The organism is Pseudoalteromonas sp. NEC-BIFX-2020_015 (genome assembly GCF_012952265.1).
GTDB lineage: Bacteria > Pseudomonadota > Gammaproteobacteria > Enterobacterales > Alteromonadaceae > Pseudoalteromonas > Pseudoalteromonas neustonica.
Genome location: NZ_JABCJL010000011.1, coordinates 101,216 through 119,831, shown reverse-complemented (window position 1 = coordinate 119,831; position 18,616 = coordinate 101,216). Strand labels below are relative to the sequence as shown.

At 38.9% G+C, this 18,616-nt stretch carries 11 protein-coding genes; all 11 read left to right on the top strand.

Going from position 1 to position 18,616, the window contains the following annotated elements:
- Nucleotides 1–2: 2 nt before the first annotated feature.
- The 11 genes from HH219_RS10435 to HH219_RS10385 all read left to right on the top strand — a co-directional run bounded on the left by HH219_RS10435 (nt 3) and on the right by HH219_RS10385 (nt 18,613).
- On the top strand, nt 3–224 hold the full coding sequence (locus HH219_RS10435; protein WP_054204736.1) for a DUF2835 family protein: 222 nt from the start codon (nt 3–5) through the stop codon (nt 222–224).
- Nucleotides 225–470: 246 nt separating this feature from the next.
- Nucleotides 471–2,585, top strand: a complete 2,115-nt coding sequence (locus HH219_RS10430) for a DUF1302 domain-containing protein (RefSeq protein WP_169327406.1) — start codon at nt 471–473, stop codon at nt 2,583–2,585.
- 10 nt (nt 2,586–2,595) lie between these two features.
- On the top strand, nt 2,596–3,960 hold the full coding sequence (locus HH219_RS10425) for a DUF1329 domain-containing protein (protein WP_054204734.1): 1,365 nt from the start codon (nt 2,596–2,598) through the stop codon (nt 3,958–3,960).
- A gap of 129 nt (nt 3,961–4,089) precedes the next feature.
- Nucleotides 4,090–5,091 (top strand): YCF48-related protein, encoded by a 1,002-nt coding sequence (locus HH219_RS10420; RefSeq protein ID WP_169327405.1) that lies wholly within the window; start codon nt 4,090–4,092, stop codon nt 5,089–5,091.
- Nucleotides 5,091–7,412: an MMPL family transporter gene (locus tag HH219_RS10415; protein WP_169327404.1), complete on the top strand. Its 2,322-nt coding sequence runs from the start codon at nt 5,091–5,093 to the stop codon at nt 7,410–7,412. The genes HH219_RS10420 and HH219_RS10415 overlap by 1 nt, the downstream gene beginning before the upstream one ends.
- A 212-nt stretch (nt 7,413–7,624) precedes the next feature.
- Complete coding sequence (locus HH219_RS10410; protein ID WP_169327403.1) at nt 7,625–12,466, top strand: NAD-glutamate dehydrogenase; 4,842 nt, start codon at nt 7,625–7,627, stop codon at nt 12,464–12,466.
- A 113-nt stretch (nt 12,467–12,579) separates the two neighbouring features.
- On the top strand, nt 12,580–13,590 hold the full coding sequence (gene pyrD, locus HH219_RS10405) for a quinone-dependent dihydroorotate dehydrogenase (protein ID WP_169327402.1): 1,011 nt from the start codon (nt 12,580–12,582) through the stop codon (nt 13,588–13,590).
- A 120-nt stretch (nt 13,591–13,710) separates the two neighbouring features.
- Nucleotides 13,711–14,241 (top strand): cell division protein ZapC domain-containing protein, encoded by a 531-nt coding sequence (locus HH219_RS10400; protein ID WP_169327401.1) that lies wholly within the window; start codon nt 13,711–13,713, stop codon nt 14,239–14,241.
- 90 nt (nt 14,242–14,331) lie between these two features.
- Entirely contained in the window at nt 14,332–16,449 is a 2,118-nt protein-coding gene (rlmKL, locus tag HH219_RS10395; protein WP_054204728.1) for a bifunctional 23S rRNA (guanine(2069)-N(7))-methyltransferase RlmK/23S rRNA (guanine(2445)-N(2))-methyltransferase RlmL, read from the top strand.
- On the top strand, nt 16,442–16,678 hold the full coding sequence (locus HH219_RS10390; protein WP_169327400.1) for a glutaredoxin family protein: 237 nt from the start codon (nt 16,442–16,444) through the stop codon (nt 16,676–16,678). The genes rlmKL and HH219_RS10390 overlap by 8 nt, the downstream gene beginning before the upstream one ends.
- 15 nt (nt 16,679–16,693) lie before the next feature.
- Nucleotides 16,694–18,613 carry an ABC transporter ATP-binding protein gene (locus HH219_RS10385; protein WP_169327399.1) on the top strand — a complete coding sequence of 640 codons (1,920 nt, stop codon included), beginning with the start codon at nt 16,694–16,696 and terminating at the stop codon, nt 18,611–18,613.
- Nucleotides 18,614–18,616 lie beyond the last annotated feature (3 nt).

Sequence of the window (18,616 nt, the reverse complement as noted above, 5' to 3'; positions counted from 1 at the left end):
TTATGATCGAATATTACTTTTTATTAAACCTTACCTATATACAATGTATGGATTATTACGAAGGTAAGTATACCTCGGTGCAAGTACAAGAAGATGGCGGTAAAAAAGTACGTTTTGCTGCCCATCATTTACGCCCGTTTATTTCTTCTTTAGGAGTGAGAGGGCGGTTTAGACTTTTATTAACAGTTGAACATAAATTTATACGTTTAGAGCGCATTGGCTAAGATGGATAAAAAAAAATTATTTGGTTTATATTATATTTTTGTTAAATCAATTTGTCCTATTGTTAATTTACGTGTATAAATTATCTGGTAGGACGTCTTACCATTGCGTAAACGCCAACTAAACTGAAAAATTATGACCGATTGAACGCGTTCTATTTGTAATTTCTTTATTTCGCTTCTATCGTTACGACTACACTAAAAACAATAACTTGATCACAAAATGACCCGCGAAAGGGGGAACACACAATGATAAGAAGATCGCTATTTGTTAAAAATAAAATCGTTATGGGCCTAGCTGCTGCAACTTTAGGTTTATCAACGGGCGTAGCACACGCTGCCAACTTTGAAGTTGGCGGTTTTGATGTAACGTTTGATTCAAACTTTTCTTATGGCCAAAGTATTCGCGTAGAAGACCGCGATTTTTCTTTGATCGGTAAAAGTAATAATCCAGCTTTCGATTGGACGGGTTATAACCCTTCAATTGGGAACACTGTTTATTCTGGGCAAGATGTCTGGGTTCAGCCAGGCGCATATTCGAACAATGGTGATGCGGGGGACTTAAATTTCGATAGCGGTGATTCGTTTTCTAAATTGCTCAAGGGTACGCATGACCTTTCTATAAATAAAGATAACTTTGGCTTGTTTACACGCTTTATGTATTTTTATGATTTTGAACTTATGGATGGTGAGCGAGCTTATAAGAACCCAACTTCGGGTAAAGCAGCTGATCCATGCGATGACGCAGATACTAAAAAGCAAGTGTGTGCTGATATACGCTTACTTGATGCTTTTGTTTGGGCAGATTTCGACTTGAATGACGGCAATAACCCATTGTCTATTCGTTTAGGTCAACAAGTAGTTAACTGGGGTGAAAGTACATTAATCTCCCATGGTATCAATGTTAACCCTGTCGATATCGATCGCTTGAAAGCACCCGGTGCGGAGCTAAAAGAAGCGTTTATTCCGGTAGGAATGTTATGGGCTTCACTGGGGATCACTGATAATATTAATCTTGAAGCCTTTTACCAATATGACTGGCATGAAACACGTTTACCTGCTGCAGGTAGTTATTTTTCAACAAATGATTTTGCATCAGAAAATGGCTATCAGCAGAATGTCCAGTTAGGATTCACTGCGAATCCTGATATTGACTTGGCATTTTTGACTCAAAGTTTAAATAATCTAGACGATATTGTAAGCTCTCAAGGTGTTGACCCAACGAGTGCACAAGGTCAGGCTATGATGAGCCAAATGTATATGGCTTACCCTACAAAAGTTGCACTTAAAGGAAAAGGCAGTGCGGGTAAAATTGAACCAGATAACGGTGGGCAATATGGTCTTCGTTTAGGGATGTTTTTACCTGAACTGAATGATACCGAGGTTGCGCTTTATCATATAAATTACCACAGCCGCCGCCCTTTAATTTCTGGTAAAGTATCTAACTTCTCAGCGCCAGCAATCGGCCAAGATATTGCGATGATATTGTCATCAGAGATCACGGAAGATAACATCACTCAACTTAATGCATTTACTCAAGGTATTTTAGAATACCCTGAAGATATTAAACTATATGGTTTAAGCTTTAATACGTCGCTAGGTGAAACCGCATTTGCTGGTGAATTTGCATTTCGTCAAGACGAACCATTGCAAATTGATGATGTAGAGCTGCTTTATGCCGGTATGCCTGAACAGTTAGCTGCAGCAGGTTTAAGACCTGATTTAGAACGTATATCTCAGGTGCCAGGCAATGCAAAAACAACACTTGCTGATGGAACTATTGTTAGTAGTGCGGTTGCACCAGGTCAAGTCGCTGCAGGCTATATTTTACGTAATACAGCGCAACTTCAATTTACAGCAACACATTTATTTGGTCCTTCTTTAGGCGCTGATAGTTGGGCTGTTGTAGGTGAAATAGGTGGCGTGCGTATAAACGATTTACCTGATTATAATGAATTACGTTTAAATGTTTCGGGTACTGGTCGAAGTGGTGTTATTTCTGGTCCTAATGCTGATGATTATTCGACTTTACACTTGGGATTATCAAATGGCCCCGAAACTAACTCATTTCCGACCGCATCTGCTTGGGGTTATCGTTTAATTGCAAAGGGTGATTACTATAACTTCTTCAAAGGCGTTAACTTTTCACCGCGCATTGTGTTTTCTCACGATGTAAATGGTATTACACCAGATCCTATGTTCTTGTTTATTGAAGACCGTAAGTCATTAGGTGTTACTGCCAACTTTAACTACCAAAATGCGTGGTCGTTTGATTTCAGCTACAACTCCTTCTGGGGTGGTGGTCAAACAAATACTTTCTCTGATCGCGATTTTGTTTCTTTCAATATTAAATATTCAATTTAAGGGTATCATGATGATAAAAAAACCTACCCTCATTGCGTTTGCACTATGTAGTTTATTTTCAACTACTGCTGCAGTCGCTAAAATGACAAATGAAGAAGTCGCGCGTTTAGGTGCAGATCTAACACCATTGGGCGCTGAAAAAGCTGGCAATGCTGATGGTTCAATCCCAGCTTGGACGGGTGGTATTACCAAAGCACCTGCAGGTTATACGCCTGGTATGCACCATCCAGACCCTTTTGCTGATGATAAAGTACTTTTCACGATTGATAAATCGAACATCGCGAAATACAAAGAAAACCTAAGTCCTGGCCAAGTTGCACTTTTTGAAGCGTATCCAGATACGTTTAAAATGAACATTTACAAAACTCACCGCAGTGCGTCGAACCCGCAATTTGTTTATGATGCAACGAAACAGTACGCGCCTGTTGCTGAGTTAATTGAAGATGGGAATGGGATTAAAAATACTGCGATTGGTATTCCTTTTCCAATTCCAAAAACAGGGTTAGAAGCCATTTGGAATCACCTTTTACGTTATCGCGGTATGTCGGTAGAACGCTTTGGTGGTCAAGCAGCACCAACAGCCTCAGGCTCTTACAACATGGTTGGCTTTGACGAACAGCTATTAGTTAAGTATTCAGATCCAAAAGCGACGCCAGCAGAGCTGCAAGAGTCAAATATTTTGTTTAAGTTTAAGCAAAAGGTTACTCAGCCAGCCCGTTTAGCGGGGACTGCGTTACTAGTACATGAAACGATGGACCAAATATTAACACCACGTCAAGCATGGACTTATAATACAGGCCAACGTCGTGTTCGTCGTGCGCCAAATGTAGCCTATGATGCACCAGGAACCGCAGCTGATAGCTTACGCACAACTGATGATTTTGATATGTTTAACGGTTCACCAAATCGTTACACATGGACATTGAAAGGTAAGCAAGAGCTATATATTCCCTATAATAGCTATAAGCTTCACAGTGATAAGTTAGAATATGATGATATTTTGATGGCTGGTCATATTAATCCTGAACATGTTCGTTATGAAAAACACAGAGTATGGGTGGTTGAAGCAAATTTGAAAGCTGATACACGCCACACTTATAAAAAGCGTGTGTTTTATATTGATGAAGATAGCTGGCAAGTACATGTAACTGATATTTACGATAATCGTGATCAAATGTATCGTGTAGCAATGGCGCATGGTATCAATTACTATGATGCACTTACAAATTGGAGTACGCTTGACGTATACCATGATTTAAATTCACGTCGTTATTTAGCGATTGGTTTAGACAACCAAGAGAAAATGTATGATTTCTCACAATCGTTTAATGACAACGAATTTACATCAAACGCTTTACGCCGCGAAGGCCGTTAATAAAACAGGCACCTAATATCGGTTAGGTGCCTTTTCTATCAAATCGCGTTTGTCTTCGTGACACGTACTAGAACACCCAATTGCTAGTTTTATTAGACAAACACAGTCTCCTCAAGGCGATTTAAATTTATGAAGTATTTGCTTTTTGCAGGTTTTAGTTCCCTCGCTTGTTTTACTGCCCATTCATTAGCGGCTGATCCGCTTTACGCTATTAGTGCAATTAAAGCTGATAAAACGCTCCTTACAGATATTGAGTTCAATGGTGATCAATTAGTCGCTGTTGGTAAACACGGAACAGTCATAACGAGTCCAGACGCCAAAAATTGGGAGCAGGCTAACGTACCAACACAAGTCTTACTCACTGCGGTCAATTTTGTCGATACTCAAAATGGTTGGGCTTGTGGGCATGATGCGACCATTATAAATACAGATAATGGGGGTGATGATTGGCAGCTTCAATATAGTAATGCGACATTAGATAAACCATGCCTCGATATATTGTTTAAAGATGCGCAGCATGGTTTTGCTGTAGGCGCCTATGGCATGTTTTATGAAACACATGATGGCGGAAAGCAATGGCAGAAACGCTTTTTAGATACATTATTATTTGAAGATGATCGTGATTACTTGAATGATCTAAAAGAATCGGATCCACAGGCTTATGAAGCTGAAACCGCTTCAATTTTACCGCATTTTAATCGTATTGTTGCCACTAATGAAAAGCTTGTTTTAGTAGGGGAGATGGGTCTACTTGCTCATAGCCTTGATAATGGTCAAACTTGGCAACGCGATGATGAAATTTATCCAGGGTCTTTCTTTGCTTATGGCATTAATGAACAAAACGAAGAGTTAGTTGCAGGATTGCGTGGCAATATATTTAGCCGTCATGGGGATGTAATGTGGCAGCCTATCGAAAATATTAAAACGGCTACAGTTAATAGTATTATCCATGATGATAAGGGTAACTGGTTGTTATTGGCTAATAGTGGTGTCATTTTTCATTATAAAGACAGCCAGTTACAAGTAGAACAATTGCCGGATGGTAAAGCCATTTTAGATGCCGTGATTTTTGAGCAACAATTAGTTATGGCCTCAGAAAATGGTATTAAAGTGAAGAGGATAACTCCGTAATGCACAGTATTTTAGATTTTTTAGAGAAGGCCGTTTTTCGTCACCGTTTGGTTATGCTTATCAGCTTTATTTTGATAACGTGCTTTTTAGCTTTCAAAGCGACTAACATCCAATTAGATGCCTCATTTAATAAAAATATTCCGCTTAATCACGACTATATGAAAGTGTATACCAAACATGAAAAACAGTTTGGTGGAGCAAATAGTATTTTAATTTCTGTATGTGATGATAGCGGTAATATATTTAACCCTGAATTTTTTACGCAGTTAAAAGCAGTGCATGATCAGCTATATTTTATACCGGGAATTAATCGACCTCTAGTAAACTCAATTTTTTCACCAAGTGCACGTTTTGTTGAAGTTGTTGAAGATGGTTTTGCAGGCGGGCCAATTATCCCTGCAAATTTCAAAGCAGATGAGCGTGGGCTGGCAGTTGTAAAAGAAAATATTGAGAAGGCTAAAGTTGTAGGTCGTATGATCGCATCCGATTACTCATGTGCAATGGTGAGTGCTCAACTATTGGAAACTGATCCGCAAACTCAAGAAAAATTGGATACCCTGGCATTCGCTCAAAAATTAGAAACTGAAATTCGTCAACCGCTAAGCACTGAAACTGTCAGCATTCATATAATTGGCTTTGCTAAAATGGCTGGCGATATTGCTGAAGGTGCGAAAGGTGTTGTTTTATTCTTTGCAATCGCAATCGCCTTTACTTTCATCATGGTTTGGTTATTTTGTGGTAGCTTAAAGCTCACAATACTGCCGATTGCATGTTCAATTATTGCGGTGATTTGGCAATTAGGGATTTTATCTAGCCTTGGTTTTGGTCTTGATCCAATGTCTATTTTAGTACCATTTTTGGTTTTCGCTATTGGTGTTAGTCATGGCGTGCAAATGATTAATGCGATTGGTAAAAAGGTACTCGAAGGTGCGAGCACACGTTTATGTTGTCAATCAAGTTTTCGCTCCTTGTTAGTTCCTGGTGGGATTGCACTGCTTTCAGATACTGTTGGCTTTTTAACGCTTCTCACTATTGATATTGGTATTATCCGCGAGTTAGCTATAACAGCAAGTTTAGGTGTTGCAGTCATTATTTTCACTAATTTAATCTTACTGCCTGTTTGGGCATCCTATATGCATTTTGAAAACTCAGTTAAAATTCAAAAAGGTAATACAAATAAACCAAACATACTTGACTCAATTCGTGAGGTTTTAGTAAAAGCGACAGATCCAAAGTGGGCTAAGCTTATTATTGTATTTACCTTGGTATTATTTGCATTGGGTTACTGGCAAGCAGATAAAATGCGTATTGGCGATTTACATGCAGGTGCACCTTCGCTTCATCAAGATGCACGTTACAACCAAGACACCTTCTTAATATCGGATAAATACACTATTTCGTCTGACATATTAAAAGTGTTAGTTGAGGCCTATCCAGCAGCGTGTACAGATCATGATGTGATGGAGCGTATTAGTCGCTTTCAGTATAAAGTTGAAAATCTGGCAGGTGTACAGTCAGCTGTAAGCTTGAGTTCAGTCGCTCAATCAGTTAATGCAGGTTACAACGAAGGTAATCTTAAATGGCAAACATTGCCTCGCAATACGGCTAGCTTAGTCCAGTCTACGGCTCGTGTTGAAACCAGTACTGGGTTACTTAATGGTGATTGTTCAGTAATGCCTGTAATCATCTTTTTAGATGACCATAAAGCAGAGACTATTGATAATGTAATTGCAAGTGTGAAGCAGTTTGCCATTGAGGAGCAAACAGATACCTTACAATTCAAATTAGCATCTGGGCCTGTTGGTGTAATGGCGGCAACGAATGAGTCGGTTTCAGCTGCTCAATTGCCTATGATGCTTTATGTTTATGGTGCGGTTATCATTTTATGCTTGATAAGCTTTAAAAGTGTTAAAGCTACTATTGCTGTTGTACTTCCGTTATATATTGTATCAACCCTTGCACAAGCCCTAATGGTGCAATTAGAAATAGGGTTGACCGTTTCAACATTGCCTGTGATCGCGTTAGGAGTGGGTATAGGTGTTGATTACGGAATTTATATTTTGTCCTCGATGATGGGCCAATTAAAGCAGGGGGTTGCGTTACCTATTGCGTATCGAAATGCACTAGTTGAACGTGGCAGCGCTGTTTTATTTACAGGTATTACACTTGCAATTGGTGTGAGCACATGGATTTTCTCTGATTTGAAGTTTCAGGTGGATATGGGAATTTTGTTAACCTTTATGTTTTTGGTCAATATGCTAGGTGCAGTACTGCTTTTACCTGCAATAGGTAGTTTACTCTGGACTGACCAGAAAAAATAATGTGAATAATTGTGCTTCTAAATGGTCAGTAATGGCCATTTATATCTATAATTTGTGAATAGATGACCAAATAGCTGAAATGCTTAAAATGTTTTCATCGAAAGGGCTGTTTATTAATTTTAAAAGGGTTAGAATTTGCCTGACTCCACACAATTAAATTGCTGTACAAATTTCCCATCTAATTTAGATGGTATAGATTTAAGGAACATGTAATGACACGAAATGAAGGGCAAGCCTCGGTTATCTTAGATAATGTCTGTAAGCTGATCCAGAAAAAAGTTCACGCTGATAATGTGTTACTCGTTGAGAAATTCGCCAAATCCTTGTACAGCAATATGTCTAAAGAAGATTTGGCACATCGCAATGATAGTGACTTATATGGCGCTGCACTTAGCCTATGGAACTCGCTGGAAAAAAATACCTCTGATGATGCGGTTATTCGCGTTTTCAATCCTGAAGTAGCAAAAGATGGCTGGCAGTCATCGCATACAATCGTCGAAATTATCGCTAAAGATATGCCATTTTTAGTTGATTCCGTACGTATGGCGATGACCCGCGAAAACATCGCATCTCACTTGCTACTACATAGCCCACTTAAAATTCAACGCGATAAAAACACTAAAATATCAGCTTTGTCTAATTTAAAAGCAGAGCAAGAATCGAGTTCAACAAAAACAGTGTTTTTTATTGAAATTGATCGCCAAACAGATTCGACAGTGATTGACTCGTTTAAAAAAGAGCTTGAGTCTGTATTAACGGATGTATCGACAGCGGTAGAAGATTGGCAGCCGATCCGTGAAAAACTAATTGCAGTCAGTAAAGATTTACCAAAACGTCACCATAATAAAAATGCAAATGAAGTAGCAGAGACAGTCGAGTTTTTAGACTGGTTGGTAAAAGATAACTTCACGTTAATGGGTTATCGTCAGTATGATTTATCTCCTGTTCAAGGTGATTATCAATTAAAAGGAATAATGGAAAGTAGTCTTGGTTTGATGAAAAATTCAACCGAAGAGCATTCACGTTTACTTTCAGAGTTACCAGAAGTTGCTCGCCAAGAAGCGCGTAGCACTAACTTACTTATTTTAACTAAAACGAACTCCGTGTCGCGTGTTCATCGTCCGGCTTATATCGATTATGTTGGTATTAAGCGTTTTGATGAGCAAGGAAATGTGATAGGTGAAGATCGTTTTATTGGTTTGTTCTCATCAAGCTTTTATAACAACAGTGCTACTGATGTTCCAGTCCTTAAAAGTAAAATAACGCGTATTATGGATATGTGTGATTTTGCAAAAGGTACGCATGCTTATAAAGCAGTTTTGAATATTCTTGAAACGTATCCACGCGATGAACTTGTTCAAGCCCGAGAAGGCGAGTTACTTGAAGTTGCAATGGGTGTTTTACAAGTGCAAGAACGTGATATGTGTCGCTTATTTGTTCGTAAAGATGCTTATGGTCGCTTTTTCTCTTGTATGGTTTATGTTCCTCGAGAGCGTTATAACACAGCGTTACGTCGCGAAACTCAAGGTATTTTAGGTAATGCATTTAATTCTGACGATAAAGTCGAATTTACTACTTTCTTCTCTGAGTCAACACTGGCGCGTACTCATTATACCGTACGTGTGACTGACAACAATATAGAATATAACGTGAAAGACATTGAAAATAATTTAATAGAAGCAGCTCGTACTTGGGAAGATAAATTACAATCAGCGCTATTAGAATCGGCTGGTGAAGCGCGTGGTAACGATTTAAATCGTAAATATGCTAATGCATTCGCGCGTTCATATAAAGATGAAGTATTACCAAGTGCTGCAGTTGTTGATATTGAGAAACTTGAATTATTGAACGATGATAATAAGCTGGAAATGCAGTTTTATCGTCCACAAGAAGAAGCAAATAGCAATATTGTACGTTTGAGCTTATTCCATAAAGATGAGCCAATCCATTTGTCAGATGTAATGCCAATGCTTGAAAATTTTGGCTTGCGCGTAATTGGTGAAACACCTTATTCAGTTAAAACCAGCGATGGTCGTATCAACTGGATCATGGACTTTTCAATGCTACTTGATAGCAAAGGGATTGCTGATTTCGATAAAATATCGGCACGTTTTCGCGCTGCATTAACAAGTGTTTGGAATAATCGTTTAGAAAATGATGGCTTTAACAGGCTTGTATTAATGGGTGGATTAACAGGGCGTGAAGCATCAATATTACGTGCGTATGCAAAATATATGCGTCAAGTCGGTGTTACTTTCTCACAAAGCTATATCGAAAGTACGCTTGCGAACTACCCACATATTGCTACGCAAATAGTTAATCTATTCGCTAAAAAGTTTTCTGTAAAAAGCCCTGCGAGTGTTAAAACACTTGATAAATTAATTGCTCAAGTATATTTAGAACTTGAAAACGTCGCTAATTTAGATGATGACCGTATTATTCGTTTATATGTTGATATGATCATTGCAACACTGCGTACTAACTACTTCCAAAAAGATGAGACTGGTCAATTTAAATCGTATGTATCGTTTAAAGTTAAACCAAGTTTGATCCCAGATATGCCATTACCATTACCGGCATTTGAAATATTCGTTTACTCACCTCGTGTTGAAGGTGTTCACTTACGTGGCGGTAAAGTTGCTCGTGGAGGATTACGTTGGTCTGACCGTCGCGAAGATTTCAGAACAGAAGTCCTTGGTTTAGTAAAAGCGCAACAAGTAAAGAATACAGTAATCGTTCCTGTAGGCTCTAAAGGTGGCTTTGTGTGTAAGCAATTGCCAGCTGAGCGTGATGCATTCTTTAAAGAAGGCCAAGAATGTTACAAAATCTTTATTCGTGGTTTATTAGACGTTACCGATAACATTGTTCAGGGTGAGATTGTCCCACCGCAAAATGTTGTTCGCCATGATGAAGATGATGCTTACTTAGTAGTTGCAGCCGATAAAGGTACTGCGACGTTCTCTGATATTGCTAATGGAATTGCAAACGAATATAACTTCTGGCTGGGCGATGCATTTGCTTCAGGTGGTTCAGTAGGTTATGACCATAAGAAGATGGGTATTACAGCAAAAGGTGCGTGGGAATCAGTTAAACGTCATTTCCGTGAAATGGATATTGACTGCCAGACAACTGATTTCACTGTAGTGGCAATAGGGGATATGGCGGGAGATGTATTCGGTAACGGTATGCTGTTATCTAAACATATTCGTTTACAAGTAGCATTTAACCACTTGCATATCTTTATTGATCCAACGCCAGATTCAGCAACATCATACCCTGAACGTGAGCGTTTATTTAATTTACCACGCTCTTCATGGGAAGATTACAATAAAGAATTAATCTCAGCCGGTGGGGGTGTTTTCTCTCGCGCAGCGAAATCAATCACACTAAGCCCAGAGATGAAAAAAATGTTGGGTACTAAAAAAGCCAGCATGACACCAAATGAATTGATCAAAGCAGTCTTGATGATGGAATTTGATCTACTGTGGAATGGTGGCATCGGTACTTACATTAAGAGCAGTAAAGAAAGTGATGCAGATGTAGGCGATCGTGCTAACGATGCATTGCGCATTAATGGTGCAATGCTTGGTGCGAAAGTACTTGGCGAAGGTGGTAACTTAGGTGCTACGCAGTTAGGCCGTATTGAATTCGGGGCTAAAGGCGGTCGCGTTAATACTGACTTTATCGATAATGTGGGTGGGGTTGCATGTTCAGATAATGAAGTGAACATTAAAATCCTTCTTAATGGGTTGGTAACGTCAGGTGATTTAACACGTAAACAACGTGATGAACTGCTGTACTCAATGACTGATGAAGTTTCTGAATTGGTGTTGAAAGATTGTTATCGTCAAACGCATACGCTGTCAATTACTCAATCTAAGGGTTCATCAACGCTTAAAGAAAAAATACGCTTTATTCATGCGCTTGAAAAAGATGGTAAGCTAAATCGTGCCATTGAATTTATTCCAAGTGATGAAGAATTGGCTGAACGTGCTGCCGCGGGTAAAGATTTGACTCGTCCAGAGTTATCTGTGTTGGTATCGTACGCAAAAATGGTTCTTAAAGAGTCATTAGTTACTGATGACATTACAGAGAATCCGTATTATCGTCAGTTATTGGTGAAGTCATTCCCATTACCATTACGTGAAAAATTTAACGGTGCGATGGATAATCACCCACTGCGTAAAGAAATTATTGCGACCAAACTAGCTAATAATATCGTAAATGATATGGGTCTTAATTTCATGGTCCGTATGCATGAAGAGACTGGAGCAACTGAATCTGAAATTGCGTTGTGCTATTCAATCGCAACGGAAGTTTTCCAGATGCGTGATACATGGTCATCGATAGTGGAACTTGATAACAAAGTACCGGCTGCTGTTCAAACGGAAATGCTATATCAATTACGCCGAACAGTTCGTCGCACAACACGTTGGTTCTTACGTCATCGCAATAAAGCCCAAACGATTGAGCAAGCAATTGAATTCTTCACACCAACATTTGCAGATTTAAGTACTAACTTAAATACCTACATGGTTGATAAAGAAGCTGAACGTTTAGCCAAATCAGCAGAAAAGCTGGTTGATAATGGTGTGCCAGTTGCACTTGCTGATCGTATTGTCGCGCTTTCAAGCTTATTCTCAATTATGGATTTAGCTGAAGTGGCAAATAACTCAGGGCGAAGCATTGATATGGTGTCTAACACGTACTTTAAGCTTGGTGCGCGTATGGGCTTACATTGGTTCCTTGATCAAATTACAAATCAACCAGTTGCAAATCATTGGCAAGCACTTGCTCGTGCATCATATCGAGAAGAGCTTGATTGGCAACAACGTACACTTGCTGAAGTTGTGTTAAATGGCTTTGAAGGTGACAATAAGGATGTTGATGGTCAAATAGATCAGTGGATGGACACGCAAGAGCAATTATTGCAACGTTGGAAGCAAATGCTTGCAGAATTTAAAACATCACAAAGTCACGACTTTGCTAAGTTTTCTGTTGCACTTCGCGAACTTATGTTACTTAGTCATAATTGCGATACATCAGGAAAATAAACAATTAGCTTAACTTATATTTTTCTTACGTGAAAATAATGAGTTAATAGTTAAATTTGTTATACAATACCTCAGCCTAGTCTGGGGTATTTTTTTATATAGAGGATTCTTTTATGTTTTACGATCTAGCTCGCCGTTTTATGTTCACCCGTGATGCGGAATGGGCCCATGAATTCGCACTTCATAATTTACGTCGCTTTAGCAATACCCCATTTAGTGCTGCATGGTCGCAATCGGTGACAGATCATCCTGTTGAGTTTCTAGGCTTACAATTTAAAAACCCTGTTGGGCTTGCTGCTGGGCTAGATAAAGATGCGCAGTGTATTGATGCATTTGCGCAAATGGGCTTTGGTTTTTTGGAAGTTGGTACGGTTACCCCACGCCCACAAGTCGGGAATGACAAACCACGTATTTTCCGTTTGCCACAATCTAATGCAATTATTAACCGCATGGGCTTTAACAATAAAGGTGTTGATAATCTCGTTGCTAATGTTAAAGCTGCAAAATACGACGGTATTTTAGGTATCAACATTGGTAAAAATAAAGACACACCAAATGAGCAGGGTAAAGATGACTACATACATTGCATGCGTAAGGTATTTGAGCATGCCTCATACATTACCGTTAATATATCGTCGCCAAATACGCCGGGACTTCGTGATTTACAGTATGGTGCAGCGCTTGATGATTTATTGCAAAGCCTAAAGAACGAACAGCTCGATTTAATCGCAAAGCACGGTAAACAAGTTCCTATGTTGGTTAAAATTGCCCCTGACCTTGATGAGGTTCAAATTAGGCAAGTAAGTGAGTCTTTACTGAATAATAAAATAGATGGTGTAATAGCGACGAACACTACATTAGAGCGAGCTTCTGTCCATGGACAGCAATATGCTGATGAAGCGGGTGGATTATCAGGCCAACCAGTGCGGGCACGTTCAACTCATGTCGTGAAGGAACTAAAGCGACTAACAGGTGGAGCGTTACCAATTATAGGTGTTGGTGGTATTGATGATGCGCCAAGCGCGAAAGAAAAGTTAGAGGCGGGTGCCGATTTATTACAGGTTTACACTGGATTTATTTATAAAGGTCCGCAATTAGTTAAAACGATCCTTAACGACTTATAAGGATCCGTTATCTAAGCTTTTGATCGTTCATTAAATGTTCTAAGCAAACATAGTGTAAATGATCAAAAGCCGCTATACTTCATTATTCGTGTAATTAATTTCTGGGAGCTAAAGGAGAGCATGTTACAAGCATCAAAGCAATGGCAGTGGGTTGCTTGTCAAGTACGGAACCGTTTATTGGTTGATTTAGACCAAGATATGCAGCTGTGCACGCCTTATAAACTCCGTCAATTGACTGATTCTGTACTTACTCAACCTAATTTTAGTTTAGAAGATGCCGCATTTTATCAGCAAGTATATCAATATCTTGATGGTTTTAATATTTGGCAACCAGCAAAGCTATGTCAAATTGCACTCAATGCAACCGCAGCAAAATTTTATTTAAAGCCAATGCTTGCAAAAAGTTGGTTTTTTGAAACTTACACCGGAGCAGAACCGAGTGTTGAAGCTGTTATAAAGCTACAGTCGGCAGCTCAAAGTGGTGAGTTTTTGATCGTTGATCATTGTAAAGAAGCATCTTTATGCATTAGTTTGTCAGAGTGTTTTAAATTAGATGAAAATCTAAGCCTTAACCAATTTGAAGCTATTCGAGTGCTCAATAACCGTGTTTTTCCAATTTATAACCACGCCCAAAATAGTAAAACTGCCTAAGCATATTTTTTGCAGTTCCTCCCATTATCACGTGTTTGTCAGTCAACCTATGGTATAATCCTGCGCAATTAGCTATTAAGGGTTATTACTTTGCAATTTATCGCGCTTACTTCGATCGGAATCGAAAATTTATTGGTTGATGAACTTACTGAAATTGGTGCAACTGTCACCAAGCAAACAGTGGGTTCTGTGCGTTTTGACGCCGACACTACATTAGCACAAAAAGTTTGTTTAATGAGCCGCTTTGCAACGCGTGTTCTGATGTTGATCGAAGAGAAAGAAGGCGTAGATGACAAAGAGAGTCTTTACAATTTTGCTCGTTCGCAACCTTGGCAAGAATGGTTCGGCCCTACACAAACATTTGCTGTTGATTTCAATGGAACAAATGATTCATTGAAAAATACCCAGTTCTCAGGGCTTGTGATTAAAGACGCTATTGTGGATTATTTTAATGACCTTTTCGAACAGCGCCCAAATGTAGATAAACAAAATGCCAATGTGCGTGTTGTTGCACGGCTATCGCGCCAAGGCGTGGCGATGTATATTGATTATTCAGGTCCTCGTTTATCTGAGCGTGGTTATCGTGAAGGCCAAGGCAAGGCACCGATAAAAGAACATTTAGCAGCCGCACTGATTAAACGCAGTGGTTGGCTTGAAAATGTTCAACAGCCGTTATTTGATCCATGTTGTGGTGCTGGTACTATTCTAATTGAAGCTGCAGGTATGGCACGCAATGAAGCTCCGGGTTTATTCCGAGAAGGTTTTGCTTTTGAGCGCTTACCAAGCTTTCGTGTTGCTAAATACAGAGAATTAAAAGAACAACTTACCTCGCAAATTACCGATCCTAAACTATGGCTTATAGGTCATGATAATGATTCTAACGTACTTAGCAAAGCGGTGGATAATGCCCGTAGAGCTGATTTAGGCGATGTGATCAAGTTTAAACAAAGCGATGCGACCAAGTTGACCTCAGTGGCAAAATTGCCGGGTGTGGTCATTTCAAATTTACCGTATGGTGAACGTATCGGCTCTATGGCTGAGTTAGTTAGTTTACACAGTGGTTTAGGGACTGGATTTAAAAAACACTTTAATCATTGGAAACTTGCGTTATTAGGTATGGATGAGAGTTTATTTAAACTACTCAAGTTAGTAAAACTCAAACGCTATAAATTTAAAAATGGCCCGCTTGATGTGGTACTTAACTTATATCAACTTGACGATAAGCAAGTAAGCTTAACAACGGAAGATAAACCAGCATTGAACTTTGAAGGTTCAATGTCGTTTGCTAACCGCGTTAAAAAGAATAAGCAAGGTTTAAAAAATTGGCTTAAACAAAATGATATACACGCATATCGCGTGTACGACGCTGATATCCCTGAATACAATGTTGCCGTTGATATTTATGGTGATTCAGCAGTCATATTTGAATACGCTGCACCAAAAGAAATTGACGATGTGACGGCACATAAGCGTCTTCAAGACGTTATTTCATTGACCGCACAGCAGCTTAATATTGCGCCAGGAAACATTGCCGTAAAAGTCCGTAAAAAGCAAAAAGGCGAAGAACAATACACGCCAATGGCAAAGCAAAATCGTACTCAAGTTATCGAAGAATTTGGTGCTAAGTTTAAAGTTAATTTATTTGATTACTTAGATACGGGGCTGTTTTTAGATCATCGTTTAGCACGACGTTATATTCAAGAAAATTCAAAAGATAAGCGCTTCTTGAATTTATTTGCTTATACAGGTACAGCTTCTGTACATGCTGCATTAGGTGGAGCTAAAGCAATTACGACTGTGGATTTATCGAAAACCTATTTAAAATGGGGCCAAGATAACTTTGATTTAAATAATATTAGTAATACGCGATACCGCTTTGAGCAAGCTGATTGCTTGAAATGGTTAGAGCATGCAACCAGTCAATATGATTTGATATTTTTAGATCCCCCTACATTTTCCAATTCAAAACGTATGAAAGATGCCTTTGATGTGCAAAATGATCATATTAAATTACTGACATGGGTTAAAAAAATCCTCAGTCCATCAGGGACGTTGATTTTCTCGAACAATATGCGTGGCTTTACAATGGATGAAGTCGGTTTAATTGGCTTAGGATTAAAAGCGGTTAATATTTCTGAGAAAACGATTTCACCTGACTTTAAACGCAATAAAAGAATACATAATAGCTGGTTGATTACCCATGGCTAAATGGATTTTATATCATACAGATGGCTGCCATTTATGTGAGCAAGCACATGCTTTGCTTACGCCGTTGCCAGATGATGATTCATTACAGCTAATTGATATTATGAGCGATGAAACGCTAATTTCAAAATATCAGACCAGCATACCGGTTTTAGAAAGCGAACGAGGCCAACAATTTTTTTGGCCTTTTACTGCGCAAGATGTGCGTCAGTTTTTTACGCAAACAGAATAAGAGTAAACAGATAGTATGGATTTAATTAGAATTTCTAAAGCTCAACTCGCATATGGCACGCATCCACTTTTAGATAATGCAGACGCTGTCATTGAAACTGGCGAACGAGTGTGTGTTGTTGGCCGTAATGGTGCTGGTAAATCAACGCTTTTAAAAGTGCTTGATGGCCAAGTGATTTTAGATGATGGTGAAATAAATCAGTTAGGTAGTATCAAAATATCTCGTTTAGAGCAAGATCCACCAAAAGGAGCCAGTGGCTCGGTGTTCGATTATGTTGCTCAAGGGATGCCTGAAATTGCCAATTTATTAATTGATTTTCACCATGTTAGTACTGAGTTACAAACTGACTGTACAGACAAGTTGCTAAATAAACTTGAGCGTTTATCAAATCAATTGGAAGCCGCAGATGGTTGGCGCTTTGATAGCCGTATTCAATTAGTGCTTACACAGTTAGAGCTTTCTCCTGATGCAAAACTTGAATCACTTTCAGGTGGTTGGTTACGCAAAGTCGCCCTTGCACGTGCACTTGTCAGTGAGCCTGATTTATTATTACTCGATGAGCCTACCAACCATTTAGATATGGAAAGCGTCATGTGGCTCGAGCAATTTTTAAAAGAGTTTAAAGGCGGAATTGTCTTTATTTCTCATGACCGTGCTTTTATTCGTGCTGTTGCAACACGTATTTTAGATTTAGACCGTGGTAAATTAATTTCTTACCCAGGTGATTACGCGACTTATTTAGAACAAAAGGCGCACGATTTAAAAGTTGAAGAAACACAAAACGCATTATTTGATAAACGTTTAGCTGAAGAAGAAACGTGGATCCGCCAAGGCGTTAAAGCACGTCGAACACGTAATGAAGGACGCGTTCGAGAGTTAAAGCAATTACGTAATGAACGTAAGCAACGTGTTGATCAAGTTGGTAAAACTGATTTCAATATTGAAACGGCTGACAGATCAGGCAAATTGGTATTTGAAGCTAAGCACTTAAATCATGCGTTCAATAAAGACAAAGTAATTGCTAATGATTTCTCAACACTAGTAATGCGTGGTGACCGTATTGGACTTGTAGGGCCAAATGGTATTGGTAAGACTACCTTATTAAAACTACTATTTGGTGATATAGAAGCGGATGGAGGTATTGTTAAGCAAGGTGTTAATTTAGAGTTTGCCTATTTTGATCAATACCGTCAAAAACTTGATGAAGAGGCGACAGTGCAAGATAACGTCGCCGAAGGTAAGCAAGAAGTGATGATGAATGGTCGTTCACGTCATGTACTTGGCTATTTACAAGATTTCTTATTCCCACCGGCACGTGCTCGTACTCCAGTTAAAGCGCTATCAGGTGGTGAGAAAAATCGCTTATTATTAGCCAAGTTATTTTTAAAACCTTCAAATATTTTAGTGCTCGATGAGCCAACCAATGACTTGGATATTGAAACACTTGAATTATTAGAAGATATTATTAATCAATATCAAGGTACTGTTTTAATTGTAAGTCATGACAGAGAGTTTATTGATAATACCTGTTCGAGTGTGTGGGCATTTGAGGGGAATGGCGTTATTACCGATATCGTTGGTGGTTATAGCGACTATGAAGCTTATGTTAATTATTTAGCTGATGAGCAGAAAAAAAATACGCAACCTGTTATTAAAAAGGTAGAAGTAGCGCCTGTTACACCTGTGGTAAAAAATGATAACAAAAGTAATAAATTATCTTACAAATTAAAACTTGAACTGGAACAGTTACCTAGTAAGCTGGAAAAAATAGAAAAAGCGCTTGAAGCTCAGCAAATTGTTGTCAATGATGGTGATTTTTTTAAGCAAGATGCCAGTGAAACGACGAAACAATTGAACCATTTAGCACAACTTGAGTCTGACCTCGAAGCCGCTTTGGAGCGCTGGGAAGAACTTGAAGATTTAAAGAATCAGTAGTAA

Coding starts and splice junctions, on each gene's coding strand:
- HH219_RS10435 (WP_054204736.1), top strand. CDS start 3: ATGATCGAATATTACTTTTTATTAAACCTTACCTATATACAATGTATG.
- HH219_RS10385 (WP_169327399.1), top strand. CDS start 16,694: ATGGATTTAATTAGAATTTCTAAAGCTCAACTCGCATATGGCACGCAT.
- HH219_RS10430 (WP_169327406.1), top strand. CDS start 471: ATGATAAGAAGATCGCTATTTGTTAAAAATAAAATCGTTATGGGCCTA.
- HH219_RS10415 (WP_169327404.1), top strand. CDS start 5,091: ATGCACAGTATTTTAGATTTTTTAGAGAAGGCCGTTTTTCGTCACCGT.
- HH219_RS10420 (WP_169327405.1), top strand. CDS start 4,090: ATGAAGTATTTGCTTTTTGCAGGTTTTAGTTCCCTCGCTTGTTTTACT.
- HH219_RS10410 (WP_169327403.1), top strand. CDS start 7,625: ATGACACGAAATGAAGGGCAAGCCTCGGTTATCTTAGATAATGTCTGT.
- HH219_RS10390 (WP_169327400.1), top strand. CDS start 16,442: ATGGCTAAATGGATTTTATATCATACAGATGGCTGCCATTTATGTGAG.
- pyrD (WP_169327402.1), top strand. CDS start 12,580: ATGTTTTACGATCTAGCTCGCCGTTTTATGTTCACCCGTGATGCGGAA.
- HH219_RS10400 (WP_169327401.1), top strand. CDS start 13,711: ATGTTACAAGCATCAAAGCAATGGCAGTGGGTTGCTTGTCAAGTACGG.
- HH219_RS10425 (WP_054204734.1), top strand. CDS start 2,596: ATGATAAAAAAACCTACCCTCATTGCGTTTGCACTATGTAGTTTATTT.